Here is a 23,117-nt window from a genome sequence, read left to right as displayed (position 1 = left end):
TTCAGGTGTTGCCGTTCTTCCGCCGCGTTTCCCAGCCCTTGCGGGCGGCGGCAGAGCGCTGTTCGGGGGAGCCGGACTTGTTCGCCTTGCCGCCGCGCGAAGAGGATACGTGGGTATCGGGGCGCCCTCGCCCCGAACCCGACTTGTTTCCGCCGCCCGATTCCTTGTTGACGGTGGCCCAGGCGCGCCGCTCCGCCTCCTCGTGACTGACCCCGCGGTCTTCGTAGCCCTGCTCGATATGAGCGGCCTTACGCTTCTGCTTATCTGTATAACTGCTCTTGTCGCCTCGGGGCATGACATCCTCCTGTGATCAGGCGGGAAGCGCGCCTGTTCCGCCCATGCTTTCGGCAACCGGAACCTCCCGCTCGGCCTGACGCGGCTCGTCACGCGAATAAGTCCCGACCAGCATTCCTGCTCCCAGCACCCTGCCGCTGATCGCGCTCACCACTTCCGATCGTCCCGGATTGTCATCCACGTCGATCGCCTCGGAGAGCGCGAAAAGCTGGAACACATAGTCGTGTACGCCATGGCCGGGCGGAGGATCGGGAGGAAGCCAGCCTTCCAGAAAGTAGCTGTTGCGGCCCACATCCCGCCCGTCCGGCCCGCCATATCCGTCCGCGACGATATCTCCTTCGGCCAGGCGCCGTTCGGTGGGAGGCAGGTTCCATACGAGTGCGTGGACCATCGGGTTCGGCGCCGGAGCGTCGGGATCCTCGACCAGCAGCGCCAGGCTGACGGTTCCTGCGGGAACCTCACCCCATACGAGCGGCGGCGACACGCCCTCCCCATCGGCGGTAAACCGCTGCGGAAGGCGGCTGCCGCTGGCGAATGCCGGGCTGGACAGCTCGATGAATGCCGCGGACTGCGCCACTTCTTCCTGCACGATGGCAAGCTTGGCGTGACCCGCGCGTACATTGGTCATCAGGGCACCGAGCCAGCGGGGAACATGTTCAAGCATATCGTCTCCACAATTCGCAGGACAGGCATTCACGGGACAGGCGGGACGCCCGTTCGCTCATTCGTCCGCGTAGCCGTCCTCGTCTTCATCGTCGTAGTCTTCGGCAGGCTCGTCGTCCTCATCGGGATCGATGAAATCCAGCGGGTCGAGGCCAAGTTCTGCAGCCACTTCCACCGGGGTCGCGACAACGGTGATCTCGTCTCCATCGTCGAGCTCGATCACTGTCGTCTCGTCTTCCTTGCCGGTGGAAATGTTGACGACATCCGCCGGATCGACCTCGATCTCATCGCCTTCGGGGGTTTCGAACTTCGCTGTCGGCATCGTGTACTCCTTGTCGAGAGAACCACCGAACTCGCGATCGGTGCGCCGGTTCCGGTTAGCGGATCGTCAGGATGCGAGTTCGGACCAATCCACGGCGAGCTGACCGCGCTTCGCGTCGCGGTGGGAAAGCAGCCAGATCAGGAAAGCCCGGGAACGGCGATTGACTGGCTCCGGCATCAGCGACGGATCAGCGCCGAGCACGACGCAGTCTGCGCCGCCAGCGTCCTGTGCGATCCCCGGATCCGGCCGGGTTTCCCTGGCTGTCATGGCTGTTCTCCACTCCGCGTCTGGATGTGCAACGCGCGTGGCTTGGAACAGGTTTCATGGCTTCTGACCGGGATGCGCGAAATCGCCTAATAGACATCGCGAAGATAGCGCCGGTCCTCGCGCAGCTGGGCGATGTAGTCTTCCGCCGCATCTGGCTTCATGCCGCCATGCTCTGCCACGATCCTGCGAAGCGCGAGGTCGACATCCTTTGCCATGCGGCTCGAGTCGCCGCAGACGTAGAAGTTTGCCCCGCCTTCGATCCAGCGCCAGAGTTCGGCGCCTTCCTCGATCATGCGGTCCTGCACGTAGACCTTCTCGGACTGGTCGCGCGAGAAGGCCAGGCTCAGGCGATCGAGATGGCCGGAGCGCCGCCAAGTATCGATTTCCTCGCGATAATAGAAATCGGTCGCCTCGTGCTGCTCGCCGAAGAACAGCCAGTTGCTGCCGGTGGCGCCGGTGGCGAGCCGGTCATGGAGAAATCCCCGGAACGGCGCGATGCCGGTGCCCGGCCCGACCATGATCGCCGCGCGCGCGGGATCCGTAGGTGGGCGGAAATGCGAAGCGGGCTGAAGGAACAGGCCCGCGCCAAGATCCTCGGCCCGATCCGCCATGAATGCGGAACAGACGCCGCCCCGTCGCCTCCCGCCGTTGGCATAGCGCAGGACGGAGACCGTCAACTGGACTTCGTCCACTTGCGCATGGGGGCTGGAGGCGATCGAGTAGAAGCGCGGCTGGATCGGCCGCATGACTTTCACCAGATCCTGCGCCGTCAGCCGCACGCCGGTTTCATGCAGGACGTCGGCGATCTGATGGCGGCGCAGGAAGTGATCGTAGTCCGGCTTGCGATCGGGATCGAGCAGCGGGACGAAGGCCGCTTCGGGCAGGCGATCGGCAATGAGTTCGAGAATGTTGCGGGTGGGCTTGGCGATATCCCAGTGCTTCAGCAGCGCCTCGTAGAGTGGAACTCCACCGATATCCTTGACGGTTACCGGCGTTTCCGGCGCTAGGTCGAGTAGTCCCATAACTTCCGTGACCAGCGCCGGGCAATTGACCGGCCAGACACCGAGAGCGTCTCCGGCGCGGTAGGTGAAACCCTGCCCGGCCAGATCGAACCCGAACTGGCGGACTTCCTTGGCCGCACCGAGACCGCTGAGCAGCGTGTTTCGAGTCATGCGCGCATGAAGCGGCGCCTTGCGACTGTAGCTGGGGCCCGCCGTCTCTCGTGCCGCAACTTTCGGTTCGGCCGCGACGGTGGACTGGACCGGGCCGGGCGAAGCGGGCCGATCGGCCAGCAGCGAACCCAGCACATCGTCCAGCCATTGCCTTGCAGTATTCTCGTAATCGGGCTCGCAATCCGCGCGCGGGGCAAGGCGTCTGGCGCCGAGTTCTTCCAGTCTTGCGTCGAGCTTGCGCCCGAAACCGCAGAACTGGTCGTAACTGGAATCGCCCAGCGCCAGCACCGAATAGGACAGGCCGTCGAACCCCGAAGAGCCATGCGTCTTCAGCGACGACCAGAAGCTGTCGCCATTATCTGGTGCATCGCCGTCACCGAACGTGCTGGCTATGATCAGCGCTTGCCCCGCCGCCGCGAGTTCGGCGGGCTTGATCGTATCCAGCGCGGCGAGACGGACCCGGCAGGCATGGGCTTCGAGCCGTCTGGCGCATTGCTCGGCAACCCCTTCCGCATTGCCGGTCTGGGATGCCCAGAGCACCATGACCTGTGCAATCGGTTCGGCGGCAGGCTCACCGTTTGATTGGGGCACGCGGGCAAACAGCCCGGCCAGCAGGCCGTTCAGGTAGTCCAGCTTGTCGCTCTCGATCGGCGCGCCCGATGGCAACCGCGGGACTGAGCCGCCCGGATCGTTGGCGCGCAGTCCTGTTGTGAATCCCGTCAGGTAACGGGCCTCGGCCGGAGTGAGCGCCGGAGGCATGCCCGGTGCCAGCCCCATGACTTGCGCGAAAGCATCGATGGCAGCGGCCTGACACGGCATGAGGGCGCTTACGGCGGGAATGCTCGCGGAAAAGGGCTGCGTCATCTCGTCCGGCGTTGCAGCTGGAGAAGCCTGTTCGACCGGCCCCGACAACCGCGTGATGGCAACTGCCGAGAACTTGAATTCGGGTTGCAGCGATAGCGGGTCGACCGCATCGCTGGTCAGGGCGTTGATGCAAAGGTCTTCACCGAAAACGTCGTTCCAGTGGAACGGGGCGAAGCAATTTCCCGGCCTTACCCGGTCGGTTATCATGGCGGGCAGGACGGCGCGCCCCCGGCGCGAGCGCAGTTCCACCATGTCGCGCTCATCGATGCCCAGCGCCCGGGCATCCTCGTCATGGATCTCCAGAAACGGCCCGGGATTGAGCTTGTTCAGCGTCGGCACTTTCCCCGTCTTGGTGAGCGTGTGCCACTGGTGCTGGAGCCTGCCGGTATTGAGCACGAGCGGAAAATCCGCATCGGGCATTTCCGCCGCATCCATGTGCGGGCGCGGCAGGAAATGGGCGCGGCCGCTTTCGGTGGGAAAGGCAATGGCCGGGCGCTCGCCGTCCGCGCCGGTGCGGAGCGACTGGCTCACGCCGTCGTTCAGGTAGCGCACGGGGTTGCGATCGTTCTCGGCGCCGGGCGGGCACGGCCATTGCAGCGGCGTCTCACGAAGACGCGCATGGCTGGCGCCGCGAATGTCGTAGCCCGTGCGCGGGTTCCAGAAGCCGCGGATTTCCTCGAAGACGTCCGCTGCGGAGGCATAGGAGAAGGCCTCGGCATAACCCATCTCGCAGGCCACCCGGGCGATGATCTCCCAGTCGGCCATGGCCTCTCCGGGCGGATCGACGGCCTTTTGCATGAGGGTGAGGTTGCGTTCGGAATTGATCATCACCCCTTCCGCTTCGGCCCAGAGCGCGCCGGGAAGGATCAGGTCGGCATGGCGGTTGGTTTCGGTATCGACGAAGGCGTCCTGCGCGATGACGAGTTCGGCGGCCTCCAGCCCGGCGATCACGGTCTTGCGATTGGCCACGCTGGCAACCGGGTTGGTGCAGATGATCCAGCAGGCCTTGATGCGCCCTTGCGCCATGTCCTCGAACATCGCGACGGTGCCCGCGCCCGCCTCGACCTTGAGCGTGCCGGGCGGAACGCCCCAGACCTCCTCCACGAAGCGGCGGTCGGCTTCGCTGGGCGTTGCCCGCTGTCCCGGCAGGCCCGGCCCCATGTAGCCCATCTCGCGTCCGCCCATGGCATTGGGCTGTCCGGTCAATGAAAATGGCCCTGCGCCGGGACGGCAGATGGTGCCGGTGGCGAGATGGAGATTGCAGACGGCATTGGTGTTCCAGGTGCCGTGGGTGCTCTGGTTGAGCCCCATGGTCCAGCAGCTCATCCACGCTCCTGCTTCACCGATCCATTGCGCGGCCTGGCGCAAGTCGGCTTCCGATATGCCGGTCAGCGCAGAGACCCGGTCGGGCGGATAATCGGCCAGAAACGCCGGCATGACATCCCAGCCCTCGGTATGGGCGGCGATGAAGTCGTGGTCGATGTCGCCCTGCTCGACCAGCAGGTGAAGCAATCCGTTGAGCAGGGCGAGGTCCGAACCGGGGCGGACTTGCAGGAAGAGATCCGCCTTGTCCGCTGTGCCGTTTCGGCGGGGATCGACCACGATCAGCTTTGCGCCCGCCTTCACCCGGTCCATCATGCGCAGGAACAGGATCGGGTGGCAGTCCGCCATGTTGGCCCCGATCACGAAGAACAGGTCGGCCTTGTCGAAGTCCTGATAGGAACCGGGCGGTCCGTCCGCGCCGATCGAAAGCTTGTATCCGCTCGCGGCGCTGGCCATGCAGAGCCGCGAATTGCTTTCGATATTGTTGGTGCCGATGAAGCCCTTACAGAGCTTGTTGGCAAGATATTGCGCCTCCAGCGACATCTGCCCCGAGACATAGAAGGAAACCGCATCCGGGCCGTCGCGGTCGATGATCCGGCGTAGCCCCTGCGCGGTGCGGGTGATCGCCTCCGCCATCGGGATCGCGCCTTGATCGCGGCCTCCTTCGATGCGGGCATAAGCGGTTTCCGCGCGCCCCGGTGCGGTGACGGGGACATGGCACGAACTGCCCTTGGTGCAGAGCCTGCCGAAGTTCGTGGGATGGCTCTTGTCGCCGGAAACCTTGACGATCCGGCCGTCCGCCACGTCCATGACGATCCCGCAGCCTACACCGCAATAGGGGCATGCACTCTTGACCTTGCTGCTTGCCACGTCTTCCCCAAACGAAAAAACGCCACCGGCCGGAACCCTGTTCAGGTTCGACCGATGGCGTCGTTGCCTTGCTGATCAGCCCTTGCGGACTGCGGGATCCCCTCCGCGCCTTTGCGGTCAGGATCCGAATTTGCCGATTATCTTGCCGCAAGCGCCCTGTCGCTGCAAGCCCTTCTCTTGCAGTGCAGCATCGATGACGTTTTCAGGAAGCGGAAAGACCTCAGAAGCGGCGCGAAACGCCCAGATAGACTTCCAGATCATCGGCGTCGCGGTCGAGCCCGGCATTGGCGCCGATGTCGAACTGGAATCGATCCGAAGTCTGCCACGCAAGTGACAGGCCCGAAAGGTGTTCCGAATGATGGTCGCCGGGTTCGCGAACTGTGCGGAACTGGTATTCCGCCGTCGCCGTTACCGCATCGCTCAGCGGCGTGGAGACGCCGACGACATCCCCGAAGGCGAAATGACGGCCGTTGCCGCCCTCGTTCACGTCGGCATCGAATTCCGGCACCATTTCCAGGCTGATGACAGGCGAGAGTTCATAGGACAGCGGGATCTGGATGCCTGCGCCCCAGTCTCCCGCCCCGATCGGTTCGCGGCCCGTCGGCAGCGAGACGAAAGGCATCACGGCCGCGGAAAAACCCGAGCCGTCCGGGTTCACGAGATTGCGCCGAAGCGCCAGCATCAGATCGCCTGTGCCGCTGCGATGCTCGACATCTCCAGTCCGGCGATCCCGGCTGCGCGCGAAGCCCAGGCTGCTCCAGCCAAGCTGGACTTCGGCATGGTCAGCTATGCCCACGCGCATCAGGAAATCCCCGATGAGCAGGACATCGTCACGCTGATTGGCATCGCGGCTGAGCGTCCAGTCGCCAAGGCCGGTCTCGAAAGACATGCGTCCCGGTGCCATCGTGCAGGCCGGGGTGCCGATACCCGGCCGGTCGGGGCAGTAGTCGCGGTCCTGTGCAGCCGCCATGGTCGGCGCGGTCATCAGAGCGAAGAACAGGAGAGTTCGAAATTGCATAACACGCCTTATAGACGACTGTGTTGCAAATCGCCCGCAGGCGCCGCCGGTTCCCGGGGTAGAGCCGAGAATGTTCAGCGGGTGTAGCGCCCTCTCCCCAGTTCGACGGGCAAGAGGGATTTCCCGTCGATCCGCAGCGCCATCCTTTCGAACGGAGGGGCGTTCACCTGATCGACGTCGATGGAAAAACGCACCACACCGCTTCTGACGGGAGGCAAGGCTACTTTCACCTCCTGTCCCGGAACATAGGGAGCACTGAGCGTAGCTTCGACGAGAGCCGAAGACGGGATATCGGGCAGCGGCTCCATTCCGTCACCGGACGTCACGACTTCCAGTTCTGCTCCATCGGCAAAGCGCAAGGCCACCCTGACCCCGCGCGCATCGCCGCCCGATTTGGGATCGATCACCCGCACGGCGAGTCCGGTTTTCTGCGCCGCTTTCGGCTGGCCACGGCTCGGTATCGAGATAGGCGAACAGGGGCCGGTTCTTCGGCGGTTGCGGGGCGACCAGCACGATCTCCTCCCCTTCCCGTCGCCATGTCCCCTGTGCGAACTGGTCCAGCGCGCCATAGGAAATGTACCACTCGAACGAACCATCCGCGCGAAGCAGAAGCTCCGATCCGGTCTCCATCACGCCGGAGAGATAGTAGTGGCCGACGAACGCCGGATCGATGGCCCCGCCTGCGTTCGGGAGATTCTTCGCATCGCGTTCCTGCGCGCCGGCCATAGGCGCTTGCAGGATGAGGCAGCCTGCCATGAAAAGTCCGATCCGCATCGCGCTATGCTTAACCACCCGCAAGCGCGGCACAACGCCTAAAAGGTGGGCAAGCGACGCTGCGTTTTCCCGGCGCCTATTCGGGAGGGCGATAAGCCGGATTACCTTGCGCCCGCCTCCGTATGACTATCGCGCGAAGACAAATCACTTCGGGCCGCGTGACGATGGCAGCGACGGAAATCAGGCCGATGACAGGTATTCGCGGGGCCGCTGCGATTTTCGTCATGATCTATCACTTCCATCTCAGGATGGTGGCGACGGGGCCACTCTCCACCATCGTGCTGCATGGCTATCTGGCGGTGGATCTCTTCTTCATCCTCAGCGGCTTCGTCATGGCGCATGTCTATGGCAAGGCGCTGCAATCCGGCACGTTCCGGCAGCGCAGCTTTCTCCTTCACCGGATCGCCCGGATATTCCCACTCTACATCCTGGCGACACTGGCTTTCCTGGCGCTGGGGAGAGGCGGCAGCCCGAGCCTTCCGGCCTTGGCGGCGAACCTCGTTATGCTCCAGTCGCTGGGGAACTGGCCCAGTCTGGATCCGCCTGCATGGTCGGTCAGCACGGAGATGGTCGCATACCTGCTCTTTCCGTTCATCGCGGTGGCCTGCCTGAGGTCCAGCCCGAAAATTGCGCTCGCTACTGGCTGCATGGCACTGCTGGCCATTCTGGTCATGACCCTGGCGGCAAGTCGGCATTACATCGGCGCGCCGATCGCTAAGGGCGATCTGGACCTGTTCTTTTCGCCCTACACGCTGGTGCGGTGCCTGGCCGGTTTCACCATCGGCCAACTTGCCTATCGCCTGCACGACAATGCGCATGTGCGCCGCGCACTGTCCGGCAACTTTCTCCAGTGCATGGTACTGCTGCTGGTCATGGCGACGATGGCCCAGGCCCTTTCCGACTTTCCCGCCTATCTGGCCCTTATAGCGCTGATCGTCGCCATCGCGCAGGATCGCGGTGTCCTGAGGTACATTTTCGCGTCTCCGCCGCTCATGTTCCTGGGGAAGGTCTCGTTCGGCATCTATCTGCTGCATTTCCAGGCCATCGGCACGGTGGACCGGCTGGAAGGCGAGGCTCACATGCTCGGTCTGGGGGTAGAGGCAAGCGACTGGATCGCCTCGCTGGCCGTCTCCGCGATGGTGACGGCGCTGGCCTGGATGCTCCACCGTATCTTCGAAAGCCCCCTTCGCCGGATGATCCGCCGTATCGAAAAGCGCCCGGCGTCCGGTCCTCTATCGGTATGATGATCATTCGGAGATCATCCAAATGGTGAAAATCACCCTATCCGAAAGCGGAAACTGTAAAATCCATGCGGTTTGCTCTAGGGTTAACGCGTAAATCGGCGCCTTGCGCGTAATACTTGTTTTTCCGAGTTCTGTTGGGGCGGAACGGATCTTCCTCGGACCTCACGCCATCTCCTGTAGATGCGACGAAAAAGAGAGGCCTGCGAACGATCATGACTACAGCAGTATCGGTGGCCATCAGGAACTCGCTCATTCGTGAAGGCGTTCGCCGCATCCTGTCGGATTCAGGTTTCGATCTCACGGAATCGGTGGACGATCTTCACAAGCTGGCGCCGCCGCAGGAAGCAGGCCCGGCAGATCATGTCATCGTCGTCGACCGATCGCTGCTGGGAAGCGACGGAGCGGCCGTCGTCGGAGAAATCCTTCATCGGTTTCCGTCCGCCCGTGTGGTCGCTCTGGTGTCGTCTTTCGAGTTCACCGAAATGGCGGCCATCTATGCGGCGGGCGCCTATGCCTATTTTCTCGATCAGGTACCCTATCAGTCGCTGGTGGCGATGATGCAGATGGTCGCGGTGGGACAGAAGGTGGCGCCGCCGGAAATCATCGACCTGCTCGACAATCTCCTGCTCCTGACCGAAACACCGCCGCTGCATCGCGGGGCGCAGGGCTACGATCTGAGCGAAAGGGAATGGGATGTGCTGGGCGCCCTGGAACGCGGGCTGCCGAACAAGACGATCTCACGCGACATTGGCATCAGTGAATCGGCGGTGAAGGCCACGGTCAAATCGCTGCTGAAGAAGCTGTCGGTCAGCAACCGCACGCAGGCGGCAGTGCTGGCCCGCGAACTGGCAGATCACCAGGGGCCTGCACGGGTGCTCTGCGGAGTCGGTTTCCATGACGTCCGGGCTCTCGATCCGCGGTCCTGACCAACGACGAAAACCACCCGTGAAGCTTTATGTGCAATCGTGAGCATAACTCTCCCGGATTATCCTGAAGAACATCCGGTCGAATCGGGATAGTCCCCGTGCCCATGCGATTGCTGTTCAAGGCGCCCGAAATCCAAACGGCGCCGCGATGAAACCAAAATATAGCGTGACTCGAATCTTCGCCAATGCAACATTTGTGGTCGAGGCTCGGAAAAGTCTCAACGGAAGGTAGGGGGGTTCGAATATCATCATCGAAATGTAGGGGGAATTTCATGTACAGATTTGATAATGAAGCTGTGCAACTTACGGCTCGTGAATTGGATGTCTTGCGTTTTGTGGCCATGGGGCGGTCCGCAAAGGAAACGGCCATCGAACTCAATATCGCGCCCTGCACGGTCGAACGGCACGTCGAAAACGTCCGCCTCAAGACCAGAACGCGCAATCGCGCACATATGATCGCCCATGTCATTCGCGAAGGGCTGCTGCAACTCCAGCAGTGACAGACTGCCCGGCGGCAAGCCTTCGGTTCCGGTCAGACCAGTTATTCTGGATGATTCGGGCCCAGGCCACCAGAATGCCGTCCTTCAGGTCGTAAACGTCGCTCTCGACAGAAGAGCCATCGATTTCAGCAAGAGCCAACCTCGGGTCAACGTCGCAATCGAATGAGGAAGGCGCAATATTCAGGCCCTGACCAAGCGCCTTGACGCAGGCTTCCTTGCGAACCCAAAGCGTCAGGAAAGCGCGGCTGTAGTGCCGAGAGCCGGGACACGGCAGGGCCGCTCTCTCCCGGGCCGTATAATGCAGGTCGGCAAGCTCGGCTGCATCGTCCAGAACGCGGACACGCTCCAGATCGATGCCGATTTCGTGATCCAGGCTCCACCCGACAAGCACGCTCTCGCCGCTGTAGCTGAGGCTGCAATGGGCCTGCGAGACATTCGCCAGACAAGGCTTGCCGAAAGCGTTGGTGTGATAGACCTGCTGCGCGGCCGGAATGCCGCAACGTCGTTCTCCCAGGATGCGCAGCGCGGCATGCGCGGTGCGATAGCGCCGGGCGAGCGCCTCGGTTCTGAACTTCGCGGCGCGGGCATGCTCTTCGCCAGACAGGCAGGCCATGAGGCGTTGATCGTCCTGGGGCGATACGTCGATGCGCCATAGATCGAAGGGGGCCGGTAGCTTGATGGTCCGACATCCCATAGCCTCAAGCCAGTCCGGCCCAACCCCTTGATGCGTCATGTACGACGTCGCCCCGGCACCAGTGCGCTATGCCGCGCGAAATCGCTCAGCAGGCGCGGCGGATCGATACCAGGCGAACCGCGCAAAGCCTGTTTGCCCAGGAATATCGTGTGCGAGATCATCCAGGCCAGATCCGCCAGAAGCGCGTAGGCGCGCCCGTGGTTCTTCCGGAAATAGCGGGATCGGGACTGGAACCAGTAATCCGGCAGACGGCGCGGCCTTGCCTGGGTTGCGGTTACTCCGGTGCTTTGCCCGGCGATGTGCAGCACCAGCGCTTGCGGCAGATACCAGCATTGCCACCCGTTCGACCGCGCCGCCCGGCACAAGTCGGTTTCCTCGTAATAGAGGAAATAGCCCTCGTCGAAGCGCAGCCCTTCCCGCAGCAGGGCCGGGCGAATGGCAAGGCTGGCGCCGCTGACCCAGTCCACGACCGCAGGCCGCCCGTCCATGCGGCGCGCGATGGCATGGCGGGACAGCAGCCGGGACGTGAAGCTCCACCGCAGACCGCGCTCGATCTCTCCGAGGACCGACGGAAAACGGAACGCGAAAGGCCAGAGATTGCCGTCCGCCTCCAGCAGAGCCGTGCCGACGATACCGGCACCAGGCGTGCCTGCCATAAAGCGCGCCAGTTCCCGCGCCGCGCCCGGCATCACGCGGGTGTCGGGGTTGAGCAGCCAGATCAGTCCGGCAGGCTGCGCCTGCGCGAGCGCAAGGTCGATGCCGATATTGTTGCCCGCACCAAAGCCGCCATTGACGGCGGAGCGATGCACCCGGGCCCAATGCCAGTCGTGCTGCATAATCGCTGCCTCGATCATGTCGGCCGAACCGTCACCCGAAGCGTTGTCGATCACGAAGGCGCGGATCCGCATGCCCTCCCCGGCCTCGGCAGCCAGCGTCTGCAGGCAGGACACGACCAGCGGTCCCGTGCGGTAGTTGACGATGATCACGTCGATCACGTCGATCGCGTGGAGCAATCCGGGTCCGATCATTCGGCCGCAACCCCGATGGTCTCGAAAGGCGCGGGATCGATGTTTGCCAGCGCGGAATCGAGCGCTTCCTGGAACAGCGGCGCAAGCCTGTCTACGTATGGCTCCTGCAAGTTGCTGCTGTGCCCACCCGGAATGTCGACGATGACGATCTCGTCGCGGACACGCTTGCCCCAGCCCAGGGCGTAGTCCCGGTAGGTCAGGGAATAGGGCGTATCATCGGGCAGTCCGGTATCGCTCCCGGCCTTGAACAGCGCGACGGTGCCGCCTTCGAATATTCCCTTCGGGCGGTGCTCCCGGTGAGCGACTTCGTAGAGTTTCAGGAAGGGGATCGCGCCTGCCGGTTCGCGCGTCGTAATTACCCCTGCACCCTCTCCAGCCTCGCGATTTCGCATCGTACGCACCGTGCGCCGATCCTGGACTTGGCGCAGGCGCGAGCCGAGTTCCCAGCATGCGGCGTTCCATGCCTTGCGGCCGAGGTCGGGAAGGAGGCCTAGGGGACCAGACTGCGCCATCAGCGTCTTCAGGCGCGCCATTCGCAAACGCGTGGTCAGGAAACGGAACTTGCGGGCTTCGACATCGGCCGCGTCGATGATCCCCACGAATGCGACCTGACTGCCCTCGTCCTGAAGCTGCCGGGCCATTTCGAAGGCGATGACGCCCCCCGCGCAGAGCCCGGCCAGCAGGTAAGGCCCTTCCTGCTGAACCTGACGCAGACGGTCGACGTAATGCGCCGCCATCTCGTCGATACGGGTATGGGCATAAGTGCCGTCGGCCCGCCGCAAGGGCTCCATGCCGATGATCGGCCGATCGGTATCGAGCCGCAGGGCGAGGTTCCGGTAGAGCAGCGTTTCGCCTAACCCGTCGTGGACGAAAAACAATGCTCTGTCTGCGCCACCTTCGCGGATGGTGACGAGGCCTTCGTGGGCGTTAGCTTCAGTGGTCTCGGTCCCGGCTCCAGCATTATCGGCCCGGCTGCCCGGATCGATGATCAGGGCCAGATTGGCCACGGTCGGTTGCCCCAGCATCGCGGCCAGCGGCAGGGTCTTGCCCATCCGCTTGCGCAGCCGGTTGGAGAACTGGACGGCCAGAAGCGAATGCCCGCCCAGATCGAAGAAATTGTCGTTCCGTCCGATTGCGGCCATGCCGAGCAGGTCGCACCACAAGTCCGCGATCAGCCGCTCGGTTTCGGTCCTTGGGGCATCGGCGGGGTCTCCGGCGGCTGTCGTAGGCGCGGGGCGAGCCGGTTTGCGCATCTCGGCCAGGACGGCGGGGAGATCGTAGGGAGAGATCACCAGGTGCGGTCGCCGCGCACCGGCGAGCAGCCTTGCCACGATTTCTGCGCCCTCTTCCGGGAGAATACCTGCACGACCTTCGGCTGTGGTGCCGATTTCGGCCGGCGCAGCTTTGGCCAGTGCCGTCCCTGCGACGCGGATCATCGTGAAATCGCGTATTTCCGCCAGTACCAATCCATCGGGATCGGTAATGGTGACATTGAAGGTCGCCGTTTTTCCGCTCGCCTCGCCATTGGCCCGGTAGCGCACATGGCTCACGATCTGCGCAGGAAGCGGAGCATGGAGCACGAGACGGCGATAGCTGAAGGGGGCGTAGAAGTCCTGATCCGGGTCGCGCCCTGCAATCAGCGCCTGCGCACTTGCGGTCGCGAAATCGAGCAGGGCGGGATGGAGCGCCAGTTCCTCAAGTTCGCCCCGGAAGGCTTCCGGCAGTTCCAGCGTGAGCAGCGCCTCGTCCTGGCCGATCATCAGCTCCGAGAGGTTTTCCCAACGCGGCCCGAAGATCAGGCGAGGCTGGTCTTCGCTTCCCCCCCTGCCGGGACGGCATCGCCGCGCGATCGCATCGAGGTCGAGCATGGCGCGGAGTGGCGGGGTATCGTGGCAGCGCAAGGTCCCTCGCGCATGCTCGGTCCATGGCGCACGCGATCGCAGGGGGCGGCCGAGCACGACGACCTGCCATGCGCCTTCCCCTTCCTTTTGGGCATGAACCCGAAGGTCCCGCGTTTCGGTATCAGGAACGGCGAAGGCTTCGAGAAAGGTGAAATCGCTGAACTCCATGGGGCCGGGTTCGGCCGTGGCAACAGCGGCGCGGGCCAGTTCGAGATAGGCCGTCCCGGGCAGCAAGGGGCCGGTGCCGACCATCCGGTGCTCGTCCAGGATCCAGTGGCGCTGCGGCGTCAGGCTGGTCGCCACAACGAATTCGCCGGACGAAATCGAATGGAGCCGTTCCAGAAAGGGATGCGCGACGGCCTCCCCCTTGCCGAGATCGGCAGCAAGCGCGCCGCTCTGGCCGCTGTCTCCAGCAAGGGCCGCCGCCATCCCGACTTGCGCCCACTGGCTCCATCCGACCGACAGGACGCGGGTGGCGGGATCCTGGCTGCGCGATTGGGCATAGGCGTCGAGAAAGGCGTTGGCGGCAGCGTAATCGGCCTGGCCTGGAAGTCCGGCAAATGCGCTGATCGAGGAGAACAGCATCAGGAAGTCGGGCGGACGCCCCGCCATCACCCGCTCAAGCGCCAGGGTCCCCGCTACTTTGGGGCGCAGCACCGCCTGCATCGCCGCGCGGCTGCGGGTCTCGACCAGTTCGTCGTCAAGCGTGCCGGCCGTGTGAAAAATCCCGTCGATCCGGCCGAAGCGGGCCTCCACCCGGCGGATGGCGCGGCGCAGCCCGCGAACCTCGGCGACATCGGCGGTGGCCAGTTCCACTTGCGCGCCCATGGCTTCCAGTTCCAGAACGCCCAGCAGCTTCTCCCTGAGCGGAAGCGGCAGTTCGCCGTCTTCCAGCAGTTCGTCCCACCGCGCGCGATCCGGCAGCACCGTGCGCGACAGAAGCGCGATGCGCGTTCCTACCGTTGCCGCGAGATGCCGTGCGATGGTGAGGCCGATCCCGCCAAGGCCGCCCGTTATCAGGTAAGTGCCGTCCTTGCGGAACGGGGACGTCTCCGCATTGTCCAGAACCCCGCGCGCAGGGCGCTGACCGAGCGTCCAGCGCTCGCCCGCCCGCCATGCCACATCCCGTTCGCTCGTAGAGGCGGATTCCTCGATCACGGCCTCCACCGTCCGGTCGGGCCACATGGAGCGTCCCGCCCGATCGTCGATATCGACAGCATGGAAACGCAGCCCCGGATATTCGGCCGCAATGCTCCTGCGGGCGCCGATGAAGGCGGCCTTCAGCGGCTCGATATCGCTGTCTCCGGCAATCCGCTGTGCGCGGTCGGTGACGAGGACCACGCCCACTTCCCCGCCTTCACAGGCTGCGGCCAGTTCCGGGGTCATCGCGGTCAGCGAGAACAGGCCGTGGTCCAGAAGGCTGCCCCGGCCGGGCCTGCGCCTGCCAGTTACCATCCAGCAGTGGAAGACCCGTACCGGCAGGTGGTTTTGCTGTGCCAGTCTATCGAAGAGCCAGGCCCAATCCTCGCGCCTTGCCGGACGGATCATGTAATCCCCCGGGCCGCATTCCTTCCGCCGCCGACCGCGGCGCACGGCAATCACATCCGCGCCCTGCCCGCGCAGCTTCGCGATGAGCCTGCCCGAAAATCCGGCTTCATCCCGAAGGACCAGCACCGGACCTTTTCCGGCTTCGCCCTCCGTTTCGTCGTCGCGCATCCAGACCGGTTCGTAGGCCCACTCGGCCAGATCCATGCGCAGATCGGGATCGGCGTCGCTGCCGCCTTGCCGCTCCGTCGCCGTCTGCGCGTCGAACCAGTGACGCTGGCGGTCGAACCGATATGTCGGCAAAGGCAGACGCAGGCGCCGCTCGCCGTGCCAGAATGCGCTCCAGTCTATATCGACGCCGAGTGTCCAGAGTTCTCCAAGCGCCTCCAGGAACCGGGCATCGTCCGCGATATCCTGGTCGGGGTGCCGCATCGAGGCGACAACGGGCTGCGAGGGCTTGCGCGCGGCGTGCTGCCGGGCAAGGCTGGCCATACTCCGCCCCGGCCCGACTTCCAGCAGAACGCGGTCCGGTTCTGTGAGCAGGCACTGGAGGCCATCGGTAAACCGCACAGGTTCGCGCAAGTGCCTTACCCAGTAATCGGGATCAGTCGCCTCGACGGCCTTGACCCATTCTCCGGTGAGGTTCGAGGCAAAGGCTATGCGCGGTGCGTGGAAGGCGATCCCGGACAGTCGCGCACGGAATTCCGGCAGGATCGGATCGAGCATGGGCGAATGGGCGGCAACCGTGATCGGGATCCGCGCAGCCTCGATCTCCCGCTCCTCCAGATCGCGCTGGAACCGTTCGATCGCATGCGTGGCGCCGGACACCACGCAAAGCCGAGGCCCGTTGATCGCAGCGATAGACAGACCTTCGGAAAGCAGGGGCGCTAGTTCCGCCTCCGACAGCGAAACGCCGAGCATTCCGCCCGCGCCGGTCTTCTCGAACAGGACGCCGCGCGTATGGACGATACGCAAACCACTTGCGAGGTCGATCACGCCGGAAAGATGCGCGGCGGCATATTCTCCGCAACTATGGCCGATCATGGCGGCGGGGGTGATCCCTAGCGACATCCATAGCCGCGCCAGTGCGGTCTGGACGATGAACAGAGCGGGCAAGGCGTTCGAGGGGCGCTCCAGTTCGGCGGAAGCACGCGCAAAATCTTCCTGCGCCGGGAAGAGCCAGCGGCGCAGTTCGTTTGGGGCAATCGCGTCCAGCAATCCAAGGCCGCGATCGACTTCGGCGCGAAACAGCGGCTCCGTTTCATGAAGACCCCGCGCCATATCGTTGTGCTGAGGGCCGCCGCCGCAAAACAGGAAGGCCACGCTGCGGCCGGGGATTGCCGCAGGCCTGCCCGCCGCCTGTGAGGCTGCTTCGAGCGAGACCGCCGCCTGCTCCGGCGCGTCACGGCTTGCCACGACGAATTGTCGCATCCCGAGGTGACGCCGCCCGGTGCTCAGCGTGTAGGCGGTGTCCGGCAGCGAGATATCGGGCGCCTCGACAAGGCGGCGAGACAGGGCCGCGAGATTTGCCGCCAGCGCGCTTTCGCTCTGACCCGAAGCGACCAGCAGCTGACGGCGGCGGCTCGCACTTCCGGGGGAGCGGAGCGGCGCTTCTTCCATGACGACATGGGCATTGGTGCCGCCGACGCCCAGCGAACTGACCCCGGCGCGACGGGGGCTGCTATCGCGCCGGGGCCAGGCTTCCCGCGTCGCCTGAATGCGGAACGGGCTCGTGGCGATCGCGCAGTCGGGATTGGGCACCTCGAAATGAGGCACTGCGGGAAGTTCCTGATGGCGCAGGGCAAGGGCTACTTTGATGACCCCCGCCGCGCCCGCGGCCGTGTCGGTATGGCCGATGTTCGCCTTGACCGAACCCAGCCCGCAAGGGCGGGCGCGCTCGCGCTGCCCGAAGGCTTGGCTGAGTGCGGCCACCTCGATGGGATCGCCGATCGGCGTGCCGGTGCCATGGGCCTCGACATAATCGATTTCGGCGGGATCGACCCCGGAAACGGCAAGCGCCTCGGCAATGACCGCCGCCTGCCCCTCGACGCCGGGCGCGAGATAGCCCACTTTGGCGCTGCCGTCGTTGTTGACGGCCGATCCGCGCAGGACCGCGTGGATATGGTCACCGTTCTCGATGGCATCGGCAAGGCGGCGAAGCGCAAGAACGGCGACGCCGCTGCCGAATACGGTCCCTTGCGAGGACGCGTCGAAGGGACGGCAACGGCCGTCGGGTGACAGGATCTCGCCTTCCTCGTAGAGATAACCATGCCGATGCGGCAGCTCGATCGAGACCCCGCCCGCCAGCGCCATGTCGCATTCGCCGGACAGCAGGCTCTGCGCGGCCATGTGGATCGCCACCAGCGAGGTCGAGCAGGCGGTCTGGACACTGATGCTCGGCCCCTTCAGGTCGAGCAGATAGGACACCCGCGTGGTGAGGAAATCCTTGTCGTTCCCGGTGTGGCGAAGCAGGAACAGGCCGGTGTCCTGCACCAGTCGGCGGTTGCCCAGCAGATTGTAGGGCATGTAGGCATTGTGCCCGGAGCCTGCGAAAACCCCGATCATGCCGCCGAAGCCCTGCGGAGTGTGCCCGGCATCTTCCAGGGCTTCCCACGAGCACTCCAGGAAATGCCGGTGCTGCGGATCCATGATCGCGGCATCGCGCTGGCTGAGGCCGAACAGCGCCGCGTCGAAACACTCCATGTCCGCCAGCGGCGCACCGCGCCTGACATAGCGAGGATTGCGCAGGAGTGCGGGACTTACACCGGCGGCAAGGAGTTCCTCGTCCGTGTAAGTCTCGAGCCCTTCCCGGCCCTCCCGAAGCAGGTCCCAGAACGCGTCGGGGCCGCGACCACCGGCGAACCGGCAGGCCATGCCGATGATGGCGATGGAAGCAGCGTCCGGCGCATCGCCGCGATCCTCGAAGGATCCGAAATCCTGGTCCATGGCTCAGGTCCTCGCTACTGTTCGCACGGCGCCCCGCCGCAGTAGCGCCGCCCGGCGCGCCATGGCCCGGTCCTGCCCCTCGCGCGCCGCCGATGCTTCGCCTCCCTCGCCGGACAAGTGCGCTGCCAGGGCCGCTATGGTCGGAAACCGGAAGATGTCGGTCAGCGCCACCGGGCGCGAGGCAGCCGTGGCAAGGCGGCGGTGAACCTGAATGGCCAGTAGCGAATGACCGCCGATGTCGAAAAAGTTCTCGTCCCGGCCGACATGACCGATTTTCAGGAGATCGCACCAGATCTCGCCGATCTGGGCTTCCACCGGCGTCGTCGGAATTGCCACCGGATCGGCGGAACCGTTGTCGCGGGCGGCAGCAGGGTTAGGCAGGGCCTTGCGGTCGATCTTGCCGTTGGGGGTACGCGGCAGGGCATCGAGCACGACCAGACTGCCCGGCACCATGAATTCCGGCAGGCTTTGCCGCAGATGCTCCCGCAGGGCCTCGGGCGAAGGGCCCGGGTTCGCTGTCGTCGCCGCGTAACCGACAAGCCTGGTCACAGCCCCCTCGCTGCGGGCGACAACCACGGCTTCTGCAACGTCCTCATGCGCCGTCAGTGCCGCCTCGATTTCGCCGAGTTCGATCCGGTAGCCACGGATCTTCACCTGATGGTCGAGCCGCCCGAGAAACTCCAGCGTGCCGTCGTCTCGCTGTCGCGCCAGGTCTCCCGTGCGATAGGCGCGCTCTCCGTTCAGGAACGGGTGCTGCACGAAGCGTTCGGCGGTAAGTTCGGGGCGCTCGTGATATCCCCTCACCACGCCTGCGCCGCCGATCACCAGCTCGCCCGGCGCACCGGGCCTTACCGGCTCCAACCTGCGATCGAGAATGTAGATCTGCTGACGCGCGAGCGGGCGGCCGAGCGGGGGAACCCTGTCGTCGCCGGAAAGGCAGTGGACGGCAGACCACACGGTGGTTTCGGTCGGACCGTACATGTTCATCACCGTGCCGCGCACCAGCCTCTGCATCTCCTGCGCGAGATGCGGCGGGAAGGCCTCTCCACCCACCATCAGGCGCTTCAGGCCAGCGAGCGCCGCGTGGGCAGCCGGATCACCCGCAAGCGCCTGAAGCAGCGACGGGGTGCATTGCAGGTGGGTCACGCCATGGCGCTCCATCAGCCGGTACAGCGGATACTCCGCATCATCCTCGGCCGCGCGGTCCTGCGCCAGCGCGCGAAGGCGGTCGATCGCGGGCAGATGGGCCAGTACCGTTTCGGGATTGACGCCGAAGTCGATCAGGCAGCCGATCTCGTCGACCCCGAGGTCCCCGAGACGCCGGATCAGCGCGAGATTGTCCTGCGGCGTGCCGAACAGTCCGCTTGTCTCGAAATAGCGCTCAAAAGCATGTTCGAGCAGGGCTTCGGTCTCCGCTTCGCTGAGACTGCCCAGATCGACCTGACCTGTCGCCTCTACCCCGCCGGGACGCCTGAAAGCGGGAAACGACCAGGCATGCTCCTGCAGCAGCGCCGTGGCCGTGCGCAGATACTCTATCAGCGGCCCGCGGACGATCTCGCGAACCCGTGCCTCGTCATCGCCCAGGAAAGTGTGGAGCATGAGGGTTGCATGGCCCTCTCCCGCATGCCCCGCCTCGCGCCAGGCCCGGCGGTAGGCGGCCAGCTTTTCCGCCACCTCCTCGATCGACTGGCCCAAGAGGTGCGTCAGCACGAATGCGCCCGCTCTCCCTGCCTCGATGAAAGTGCCGACATTTCCGGCCGAGGTGATCCAGCAGGGCAGTTCGGGCTGAACCGGCCGCGGATACGTGAGCACTTCCACGTCCTGCCCGAGGGGGCCGGGAAAACGGCGCGGTTCGCCCCGCCACAAGGCGCGGACATCTTCCATGCACGTCCTCAGCGTGCCGGAACGATCCGCGAAGGCGGCGGGATTGAGCACGAAGTCGTTCGGTTGCCAGCCCGAGGCAAAGGCTATGCCGACCCGCCCCCCGGAGATATTGTCCACGAGGGCCCATTCCTCCGCGATCCGCAGCGGGTGATGAAGCGTGCCGACGACGCTACCGGCACGAATGGCTACGCGCGAGGTCACGGCAGCCAGCGCGGCGGAGGCTACGGAAGGGTTGGGATAAGGCCCGCCGAAGGCATGAAAATGCCGCTCGGGGGTCCAAACGGCCTCGAACCCGTGACTGTCGGCAAAGCGCGCACCTTCCACCAGCAGCCGATAGTTTTCGGCGGCGCTCCCGGCGCTCGAACTGGCGAAATAGAACAGGCTGAAACCGGTGTGCCGCGCGGGCACATCCGAAACGTCCCCCCTCACCTGCCGTTCGCTCGCGATGACGACATGGTATCCGTTCATCAGCGGCCAGAGCAGTTCCAGCACCGAGATGTCGAAACTGAGGCTGGTGACGGCCAGCCAGACACCCTCCGGCTCCAGATGGGCATCCATGCCATGGAAGAAGTTCGTCAGGTTACGATGCTCGACGACGACACCCTTGGGCAGGCCAGTCGAACCCGAGGTATAGATCATGTAGGCCAGATTGGCGCCTTGCGCGCCGCCATCGAAAGGATCCGCGCCGAGGTCTGCGCATTCGCGCCTGATATCCTCGATGCAGAGCACTTCCGCCTCACCGTCCGGCAGGCCGCCGCGAAGGTCTTCCTCGCTCAGGATAAGGCGCATCCCGGAATCGCTTGCCATGTGCGCGATGCGGTCCTCGGGATAGGCCGGGTCCAGCGGCACATAGCCGCCGCCCGCCTTATGCACCGCGACCAGGCATGCGAGCATCTCTACGGAGCGGGCCAGATGGAGGCCGACCAGCACTTCCGGCCCGACACCGCGCTTCGCCAGCAGGCGCGCTATCCGGTTGGACAGGGCATCGAGCTGCGCATAAGTCAGCGAGATACCCCGCGCGGTGACGGCGACGAGGTCCGGCGTGCGGATCGCCTGCTCCGCGAACAGGCGGTGCCAGACCTCTGCCTTGGGAGAAGATCCGCCGGTCCTGTTCCAGTCTTCGATCACGCGCCCTCGTTCGCTTTGCGAAAGCAGCGGAAGTCTGGCGATGGGACAGGCAGGGTCGGCGCTTGCTGCCGCCTTGAACACATCGAAGGCGGTCAGGAGATCGGCTGCTTCGTTTTCCGGCAGCCGGGCCGCGTCATAAGTCCATCGGCACGTTCCACGCTCGGGACAGATGGCGATATCGAGCACGGTTTCGCCCGAGGGCACTCGCGCGCTCTCCCCTCCCGAGATACGCCCCGAGAAACGCAAAGTCACGGGATGCTCCACACCCGTTTTTCCGCGCAGTTCCGGGCTGCGGGCGAAGAGATCGGCGCAATAGCCCACGCGGCGATGCAGACCGTCGATCTCCCGTTCGATCTCCGCGATCAGGTGCGACAAGGGCTGATCGAAATCCACCGCCACCTTCAGGGGAAGCTCGCCCGCGAACCACGATGTGACACCTTCGAAGCGCTCGTCCATGGCGGTATCGGCATAGCCGATCTCGATGAGATCCCGGTCGGCGACGCGGGCCAGCCAGGCGATGATCGTCGCGAGCGTCTGAGCAGCATTGCCCGGCTCGATAACGGTGTCCACCCGCATCCATCGCCCCGCCTCGGCAGGCGCCGGGCGGAAAGCAGGGAGTTGCAGGCTGTCGCGCTGGCGCAACCGCCCGCGCCACCATGGCTCATGGCGTCCGGCCAAGGCGTCGAGCTGGTGAAGGCGGGTGCGTTGCACTGCATCGAGTGACGCGAGCCTGCTTTCGGCCAGATCCGTCAGCGGAGTGCCGTCAAGCGCGGCAAGGCGATCGAGCCGCAAGTCCCAGCTGCCCGTGGCCACAACCGGCGCGCCCTTGGTAGCGATCAGGGTGCCCGGCTGCGCACCGGAGCGCGTGCCCAGCACGGTGGCCTGCTGAACCAGCACGAGCCGGTCCGACATGATCGCCTTGGGCAGCCCCATCGGATTGGCATATGGGCCATAGTCCAGCGCCGATACGAGCCGTACGATTTCCTCGGCGGGCTTGCTCCAGTCGATCGTGCCCGCAGCCTCGGGACGGTGCTCCCGGCCGAACATGCGCAGCGGGGCGTGCGGCTGCGGCACCGCTGCCGAGACCACGCCCTCAAGATCATCCACTATCCCCGCGAACTTGCGCAACGCCGCTTCGAAGCAGCGGGTGTTGAGCGAAAAGGCGCTCTCGCCCTCACCCAGTTCGATCGCCTCGGCAGCAAGCACCGCGCCCTGATCGACGGCCCCCGTCATCAGGTGCCAGGTGATGCCGTGCTGCCGCTCGCCTTCCAGAAGCGCCCAGACCGGCGTGTTGAGACCGCCCCGCGCGGGAAGCGGTCCGTCATGAAAATTGATCGCGCCGCGCACGGCGAGAGACAGCACGTCCTCGGGCAGGATGGACAAGTTGGAAATGCTGAAGATCCAGTCGAGCGGTCCGGTCACCGCAGGCAAATCGCGCGCGCTGGCGAGCAGCGGGATGCGGCTCCGTCTCGCCCAGTCCGCAGCCGGTGAAGTGGCCTCGGCAACGACGGCAACGATATCATGCCCCTTGGCGCGCAGCAGGTTGCCGCACTCGGCCAGAAGCGTTTCATTGCCTATCAGGACCGATCGATATCCGGTGCCTGAATGCCCTTCGCCGGTGTCCGACAGATTAGCGGTTCTTCCGGCTACGTTGGGATAGAATGTCCCACCCATGGATATTCTCCTCAGACACGGACGGTAACCAATCGTCCTGATCGAGGCCATTTCGTCAACTCGGTCCAGAAATTCATGGT

15 protein-coding genes are annotated in these 23,117 nt (G+C 64.8%); 3 read left to right on the top strand and 12 right to left on the bottom strand.

The window, feature by feature from the left end; genetic code table 11:
* Position 1: 1 nt before the first annotated feature.
* The 8 genes from NTCA1_RS07840 to NTCA1_RS07805 form a co-directional block, all read right to left on the bottom strand.
* Positions 2 to 295, bottom strand: coding sequence for a plasmid stabilization protein (locus tag NTCA1_RS07840; protein WP_086491041.1), 294 nt, complete (start codon positions 293 to 295; stop codon positions 2 to 4).
* Positions 296 to 310: 15 nt separating this feature from the next.
* On the bottom strand, positions 311 to 958 hold the full coding sequence (locus tag NTCA1_RS07835; protein WP_133083993.1) for a YbhB/YbcL family Raf kinase inhibitor-like protein: 648 nt from the start codon (positions 956 to 958) through the stop codon (positions 311 to 313).
* A gap of 57 nt (positions 959 to 1,015) precedes the next feature.
* On the bottom strand, positions 1,016 to 1,279 hold the full coding sequence (locus NTCA1_RS07830; protein WP_086491043.1) for a hypothetical protein: 264 nt from the start codon (positions 1,277 to 1,279) through the stop codon (positions 1,016 to 1,018).
* Positions 1,280 to 1,345: 66 nt separating this feature from the next.
* The gene (locus NTCA1_RS07825; RefSeq protein ID WP_086491044.1) at positions 1,346 to 1,546 is read right to left on the bottom strand and encodes a hypothetical protein; all 201 of its coding nucleotides are present in this window, start codon (positions 1,544 to 1,546) and stop codon (positions 1,346 to 1,348) included.
* An 86-nt stretch (positions 1,547 to 1,632) separates the two neighbouring features.
* Positions 1,633 to 5,775, bottom strand: coding sequence for a bifunctional nitrate reductase/sulfite reductase flavoprotein subunit alpha (locus tag NTCA1_RS07820; RefSeq protein WP_133083995.1), 4,143 nt, complete (start codon positions 5,773 to 5,775; stop codon positions 1,633 to 1,635).
* A gap of 220 nt (positions 5,776 to 5,995) precedes the next feature.
* Positions 5,996 to 6,793: a transporter gene (locus NTCA1_RS07815; RefSeq protein ID WP_133083996.1), complete on the bottom strand. Its 798-nt coding sequence runs from the start codon at positions 6,791 to 6,793 to the stop codon at positions 5,996 to 5,998.
* Between the two features lie 74 nt (positions 6,794 to 6,867).
* A complete protein-coding gene (locus tag NTCA1_RS07810) occupies positions 6,868 to 7,101 on the bottom strand; it encodes a hypothetical protein (protein WP_159829836.1) in 234 nt (77 codons plus the stop codon).
* Between the two features lie 4 nt (positions 7,102 to 7,105).
* Positions 7,106 to 7,567, bottom strand: coding sequence for a hypothetical protein (locus tag NTCA1_RS07805; RefSeq protein WP_159829835.1), 462 nt, complete (start codon positions 7,565 to 7,567; stop codon positions 7,106 to 7,108).
* A 188-nt stretch (positions 7,568 to 7,755) separates the two neighbouring features.
* Between NTCA1_RS07805 and NTCA1_RS07800 the strand changes: the two genes are divergently transcribed.
* The 3 genes from NTCA1_RS07800 to NTCA1_RS07790 all read left to right on the top strand — a co-directional run bounded on the left by NTCA1_RS07800 (position 7,756) and on the right by NTCA1_RS07790 (position 10,237).
* A complete protein-coding gene (locus NTCA1_RS07800; RefSeq protein WP_159829834.1) occupies positions 7,756 to 8,811 on the top strand; it encodes an acyltransferase in 1,056 nt (351 codons plus the stop codon).
* 212 nt (positions 8,812 to 9,023) lie between these two features.
* The gene (locus tag NTCA1_RS07795; protein ID WP_159829833.1) at positions 9,024 to 9,737 is read left to right on the top strand and encodes a response regulator transcription factor; all 714 of its coding nucleotides are present in this window, start codon (positions 9,024 to 9,026) and stop codon (positions 9,735 to 9,737) included.
* A gap of 272 nt (positions 9,738 to 10,009) precedes the next feature.
* A complete protein-coding gene (locus NTCA1_RS07790; RefSeq protein ID WP_086491050.1) occupies positions 10,010 to 10,237 on the top strand; it encodes a response regulator transcription factor in 228 nt (75 codons plus the stop codon).
* Here NTCA1_RS07790 and NTCA1_RS07785 read toward each other — a convergent pair.
* The 4 genes from NTCA1_RS07785 to NTCA1_RS07770 form a co-directional block, all read right to left on the bottom strand.
* Positions 10,203 to 10,850 carry a 4'-phosphopantetheinyl transferase superfamily protein gene (locus tag NTCA1_RS07785; protein ID WP_236549166.1) on the bottom strand — a complete coding sequence of 216 codons (648 nt, stop codon included), beginning with the start codon at positions 10,848 to 10,850 and terminating at the stop codon, positions 10,203 to 10,205. The genes NTCA1_RS07790 and NTCA1_RS07785 overlap by 35 nt on opposite strands.
* 116 nt (positions 10,851 to 10,966) lie before the next feature.
* Positions 10,967 to 11,959, bottom strand: a complete 993-nt coding sequence (locus NTCA1_RS07780; RefSeq protein ID WP_133084000.1) for a glycosyltransferase family 2 protein — start codon at positions 11,957 to 11,959, stop codon at positions 10,967 to 10,969.
* The gene (locus NTCA1_RS07775) at positions 11,956 to 18,351 is read right to left on the bottom strand and encodes a type I polyketide synthase (RefSeq protein ID WP_159829832.1); all 6,396 of its coding nucleotides are present in this window, start codon (positions 18,349 to 18,351) and stop codon (positions 11,956 to 11,958) included. The genes NTCA1_RS07780 and NTCA1_RS07775 overlap by 4 nt, the downstream gene beginning before the upstream one ends.
* A gap of 3 nt (positions 18,352 to 18,354) precedes the next feature.
* The gene (locus tag NTCA1_RS07770; RefSeq protein WP_159829831.1) at positions 18,355 to 23,037 is read right to left on the bottom strand and encodes a MupA/Atu3671 family FMN-dependent luciferase-like monooxygenase; all 4,683 of its coding nucleotides are present in this window, start codon (positions 23,035 to 23,037) and stop codon (positions 18,355 to 18,357) included.
* Positions 23,038 to 23,117: the final 80 nt, after the last annotated feature.

The organism is Novosphingobium sp. TCA1 (assembly GCF_009811895.1).
Taxonomy (GTDB): Bacteria; Pseudomonadota; Alphaproteobacteria; order Sphingomonadales; family Sphingomonadaceae; genus Novosphingobium; species Novosphingobium panipatense_A.
Note: the sequence above shows the minus strand (reverse complement) of the source record. Positions and strands in the feature narration are given on the sequence as shown.

Bases quoted from the DNA above. Each gene is read 5' to 3' on its own strand.
- NTCA1_RS07815 (WP_133083996.1), bottom strand. From the start codon at position 6,793: ATGCAATTTCGAACTCTCCTGTTCTTCGCTCTGATGACCGCGCCGACC.
- NTCA1_RS07835 (WP_133083993.1), bottom strand. From the start codon at position 958: ATGCTTGAACATGTTCCCCGCTGGCTCGGTGCCCTGATGACCAATGTA.
- NTCA1_RS07800 (WP_159829834.1), top strand. From the start codon at position 7,756: ATGACAGGTATTCGCGGGGCCGCTGCGATTTTCGTCATGATCTATCAC.
- NTCA1_RS07825 (WP_086491044.1), bottom strand. From the start codon at position 1,546: ATGACAGCCAGGGAAACCCGGCCGGATCCGGGGATCGCACAGGACGCT.
- NTCA1_RS07780 (WP_133084000.1), bottom strand. From the start codon at position 11,959: ATGATCGGACCCGGATTGCTCCACGCGATCGACGTGATCGACGTGATC.
- NTCA1_RS07830 (WP_086491043.1), bottom strand. From the start codon at position 1,279: ATGCCGACAGCGAAGTTCGAAACCCCCGAAGGCGATGAGATCGAGGTC.
- NTCA1_RS07805 (WP_159829835.1), bottom strand. From the start codon at position 7,567: ATGCGGATCGGACTTTTCATGGCAGGCTGCCTCATCCTGCAAGCGCCT.
- NTCA1_RS07775 (WP_159829832.1), bottom strand. From the start codon at position 18,351: ATGGACCAGGATTTCGGATCCTTCGAGGATCGCGGCGATGCGCCGGAC.
- NTCA1_RS07795 (WP_159829833.1), top strand. From the start codon at position 9,024: ATGACTACAGCAGTATCGGTGGCCATCAGGAACTCGCTCATTCGTGAA.
- NTCA1_RS07785 (WP_236549166.1), bottom strand. From the start codon at position 10,850: ATGGCCTGCCTGTCTGGCGAAGAGCATGCCCGCGCCGCGAAGTTCAGA.
- NTCA1_RS07770 (WP_159829831.1), bottom strand. From the start codon at position 23,037: ATGGGTGGGACATTCTATCCCAACGTAGCCGGAAGAACCGCTAATCTG.
- NTCA1_RS07810 (WP_159829836.1), bottom strand. From the start codon at position 7,101: ATGGAGCCGCTGCCCGATATCCCGTCTTCGGCTCTCGTCGAAGCTACG.
- NTCA1_RS07790 (WP_086491050.1), top strand. From the start codon at position 10,010: ATGTACAGATTTGATAATGAAGCTGTGCAACTTACGGCTCGTGAATTG.
- NTCA1_RS07840 (WP_086491041.1), bottom strand. From the start codon at position 295: ATGCCCCGAGGCGACAAGAGCAGTTATACAGATAAGCAGAAGCGTAAG.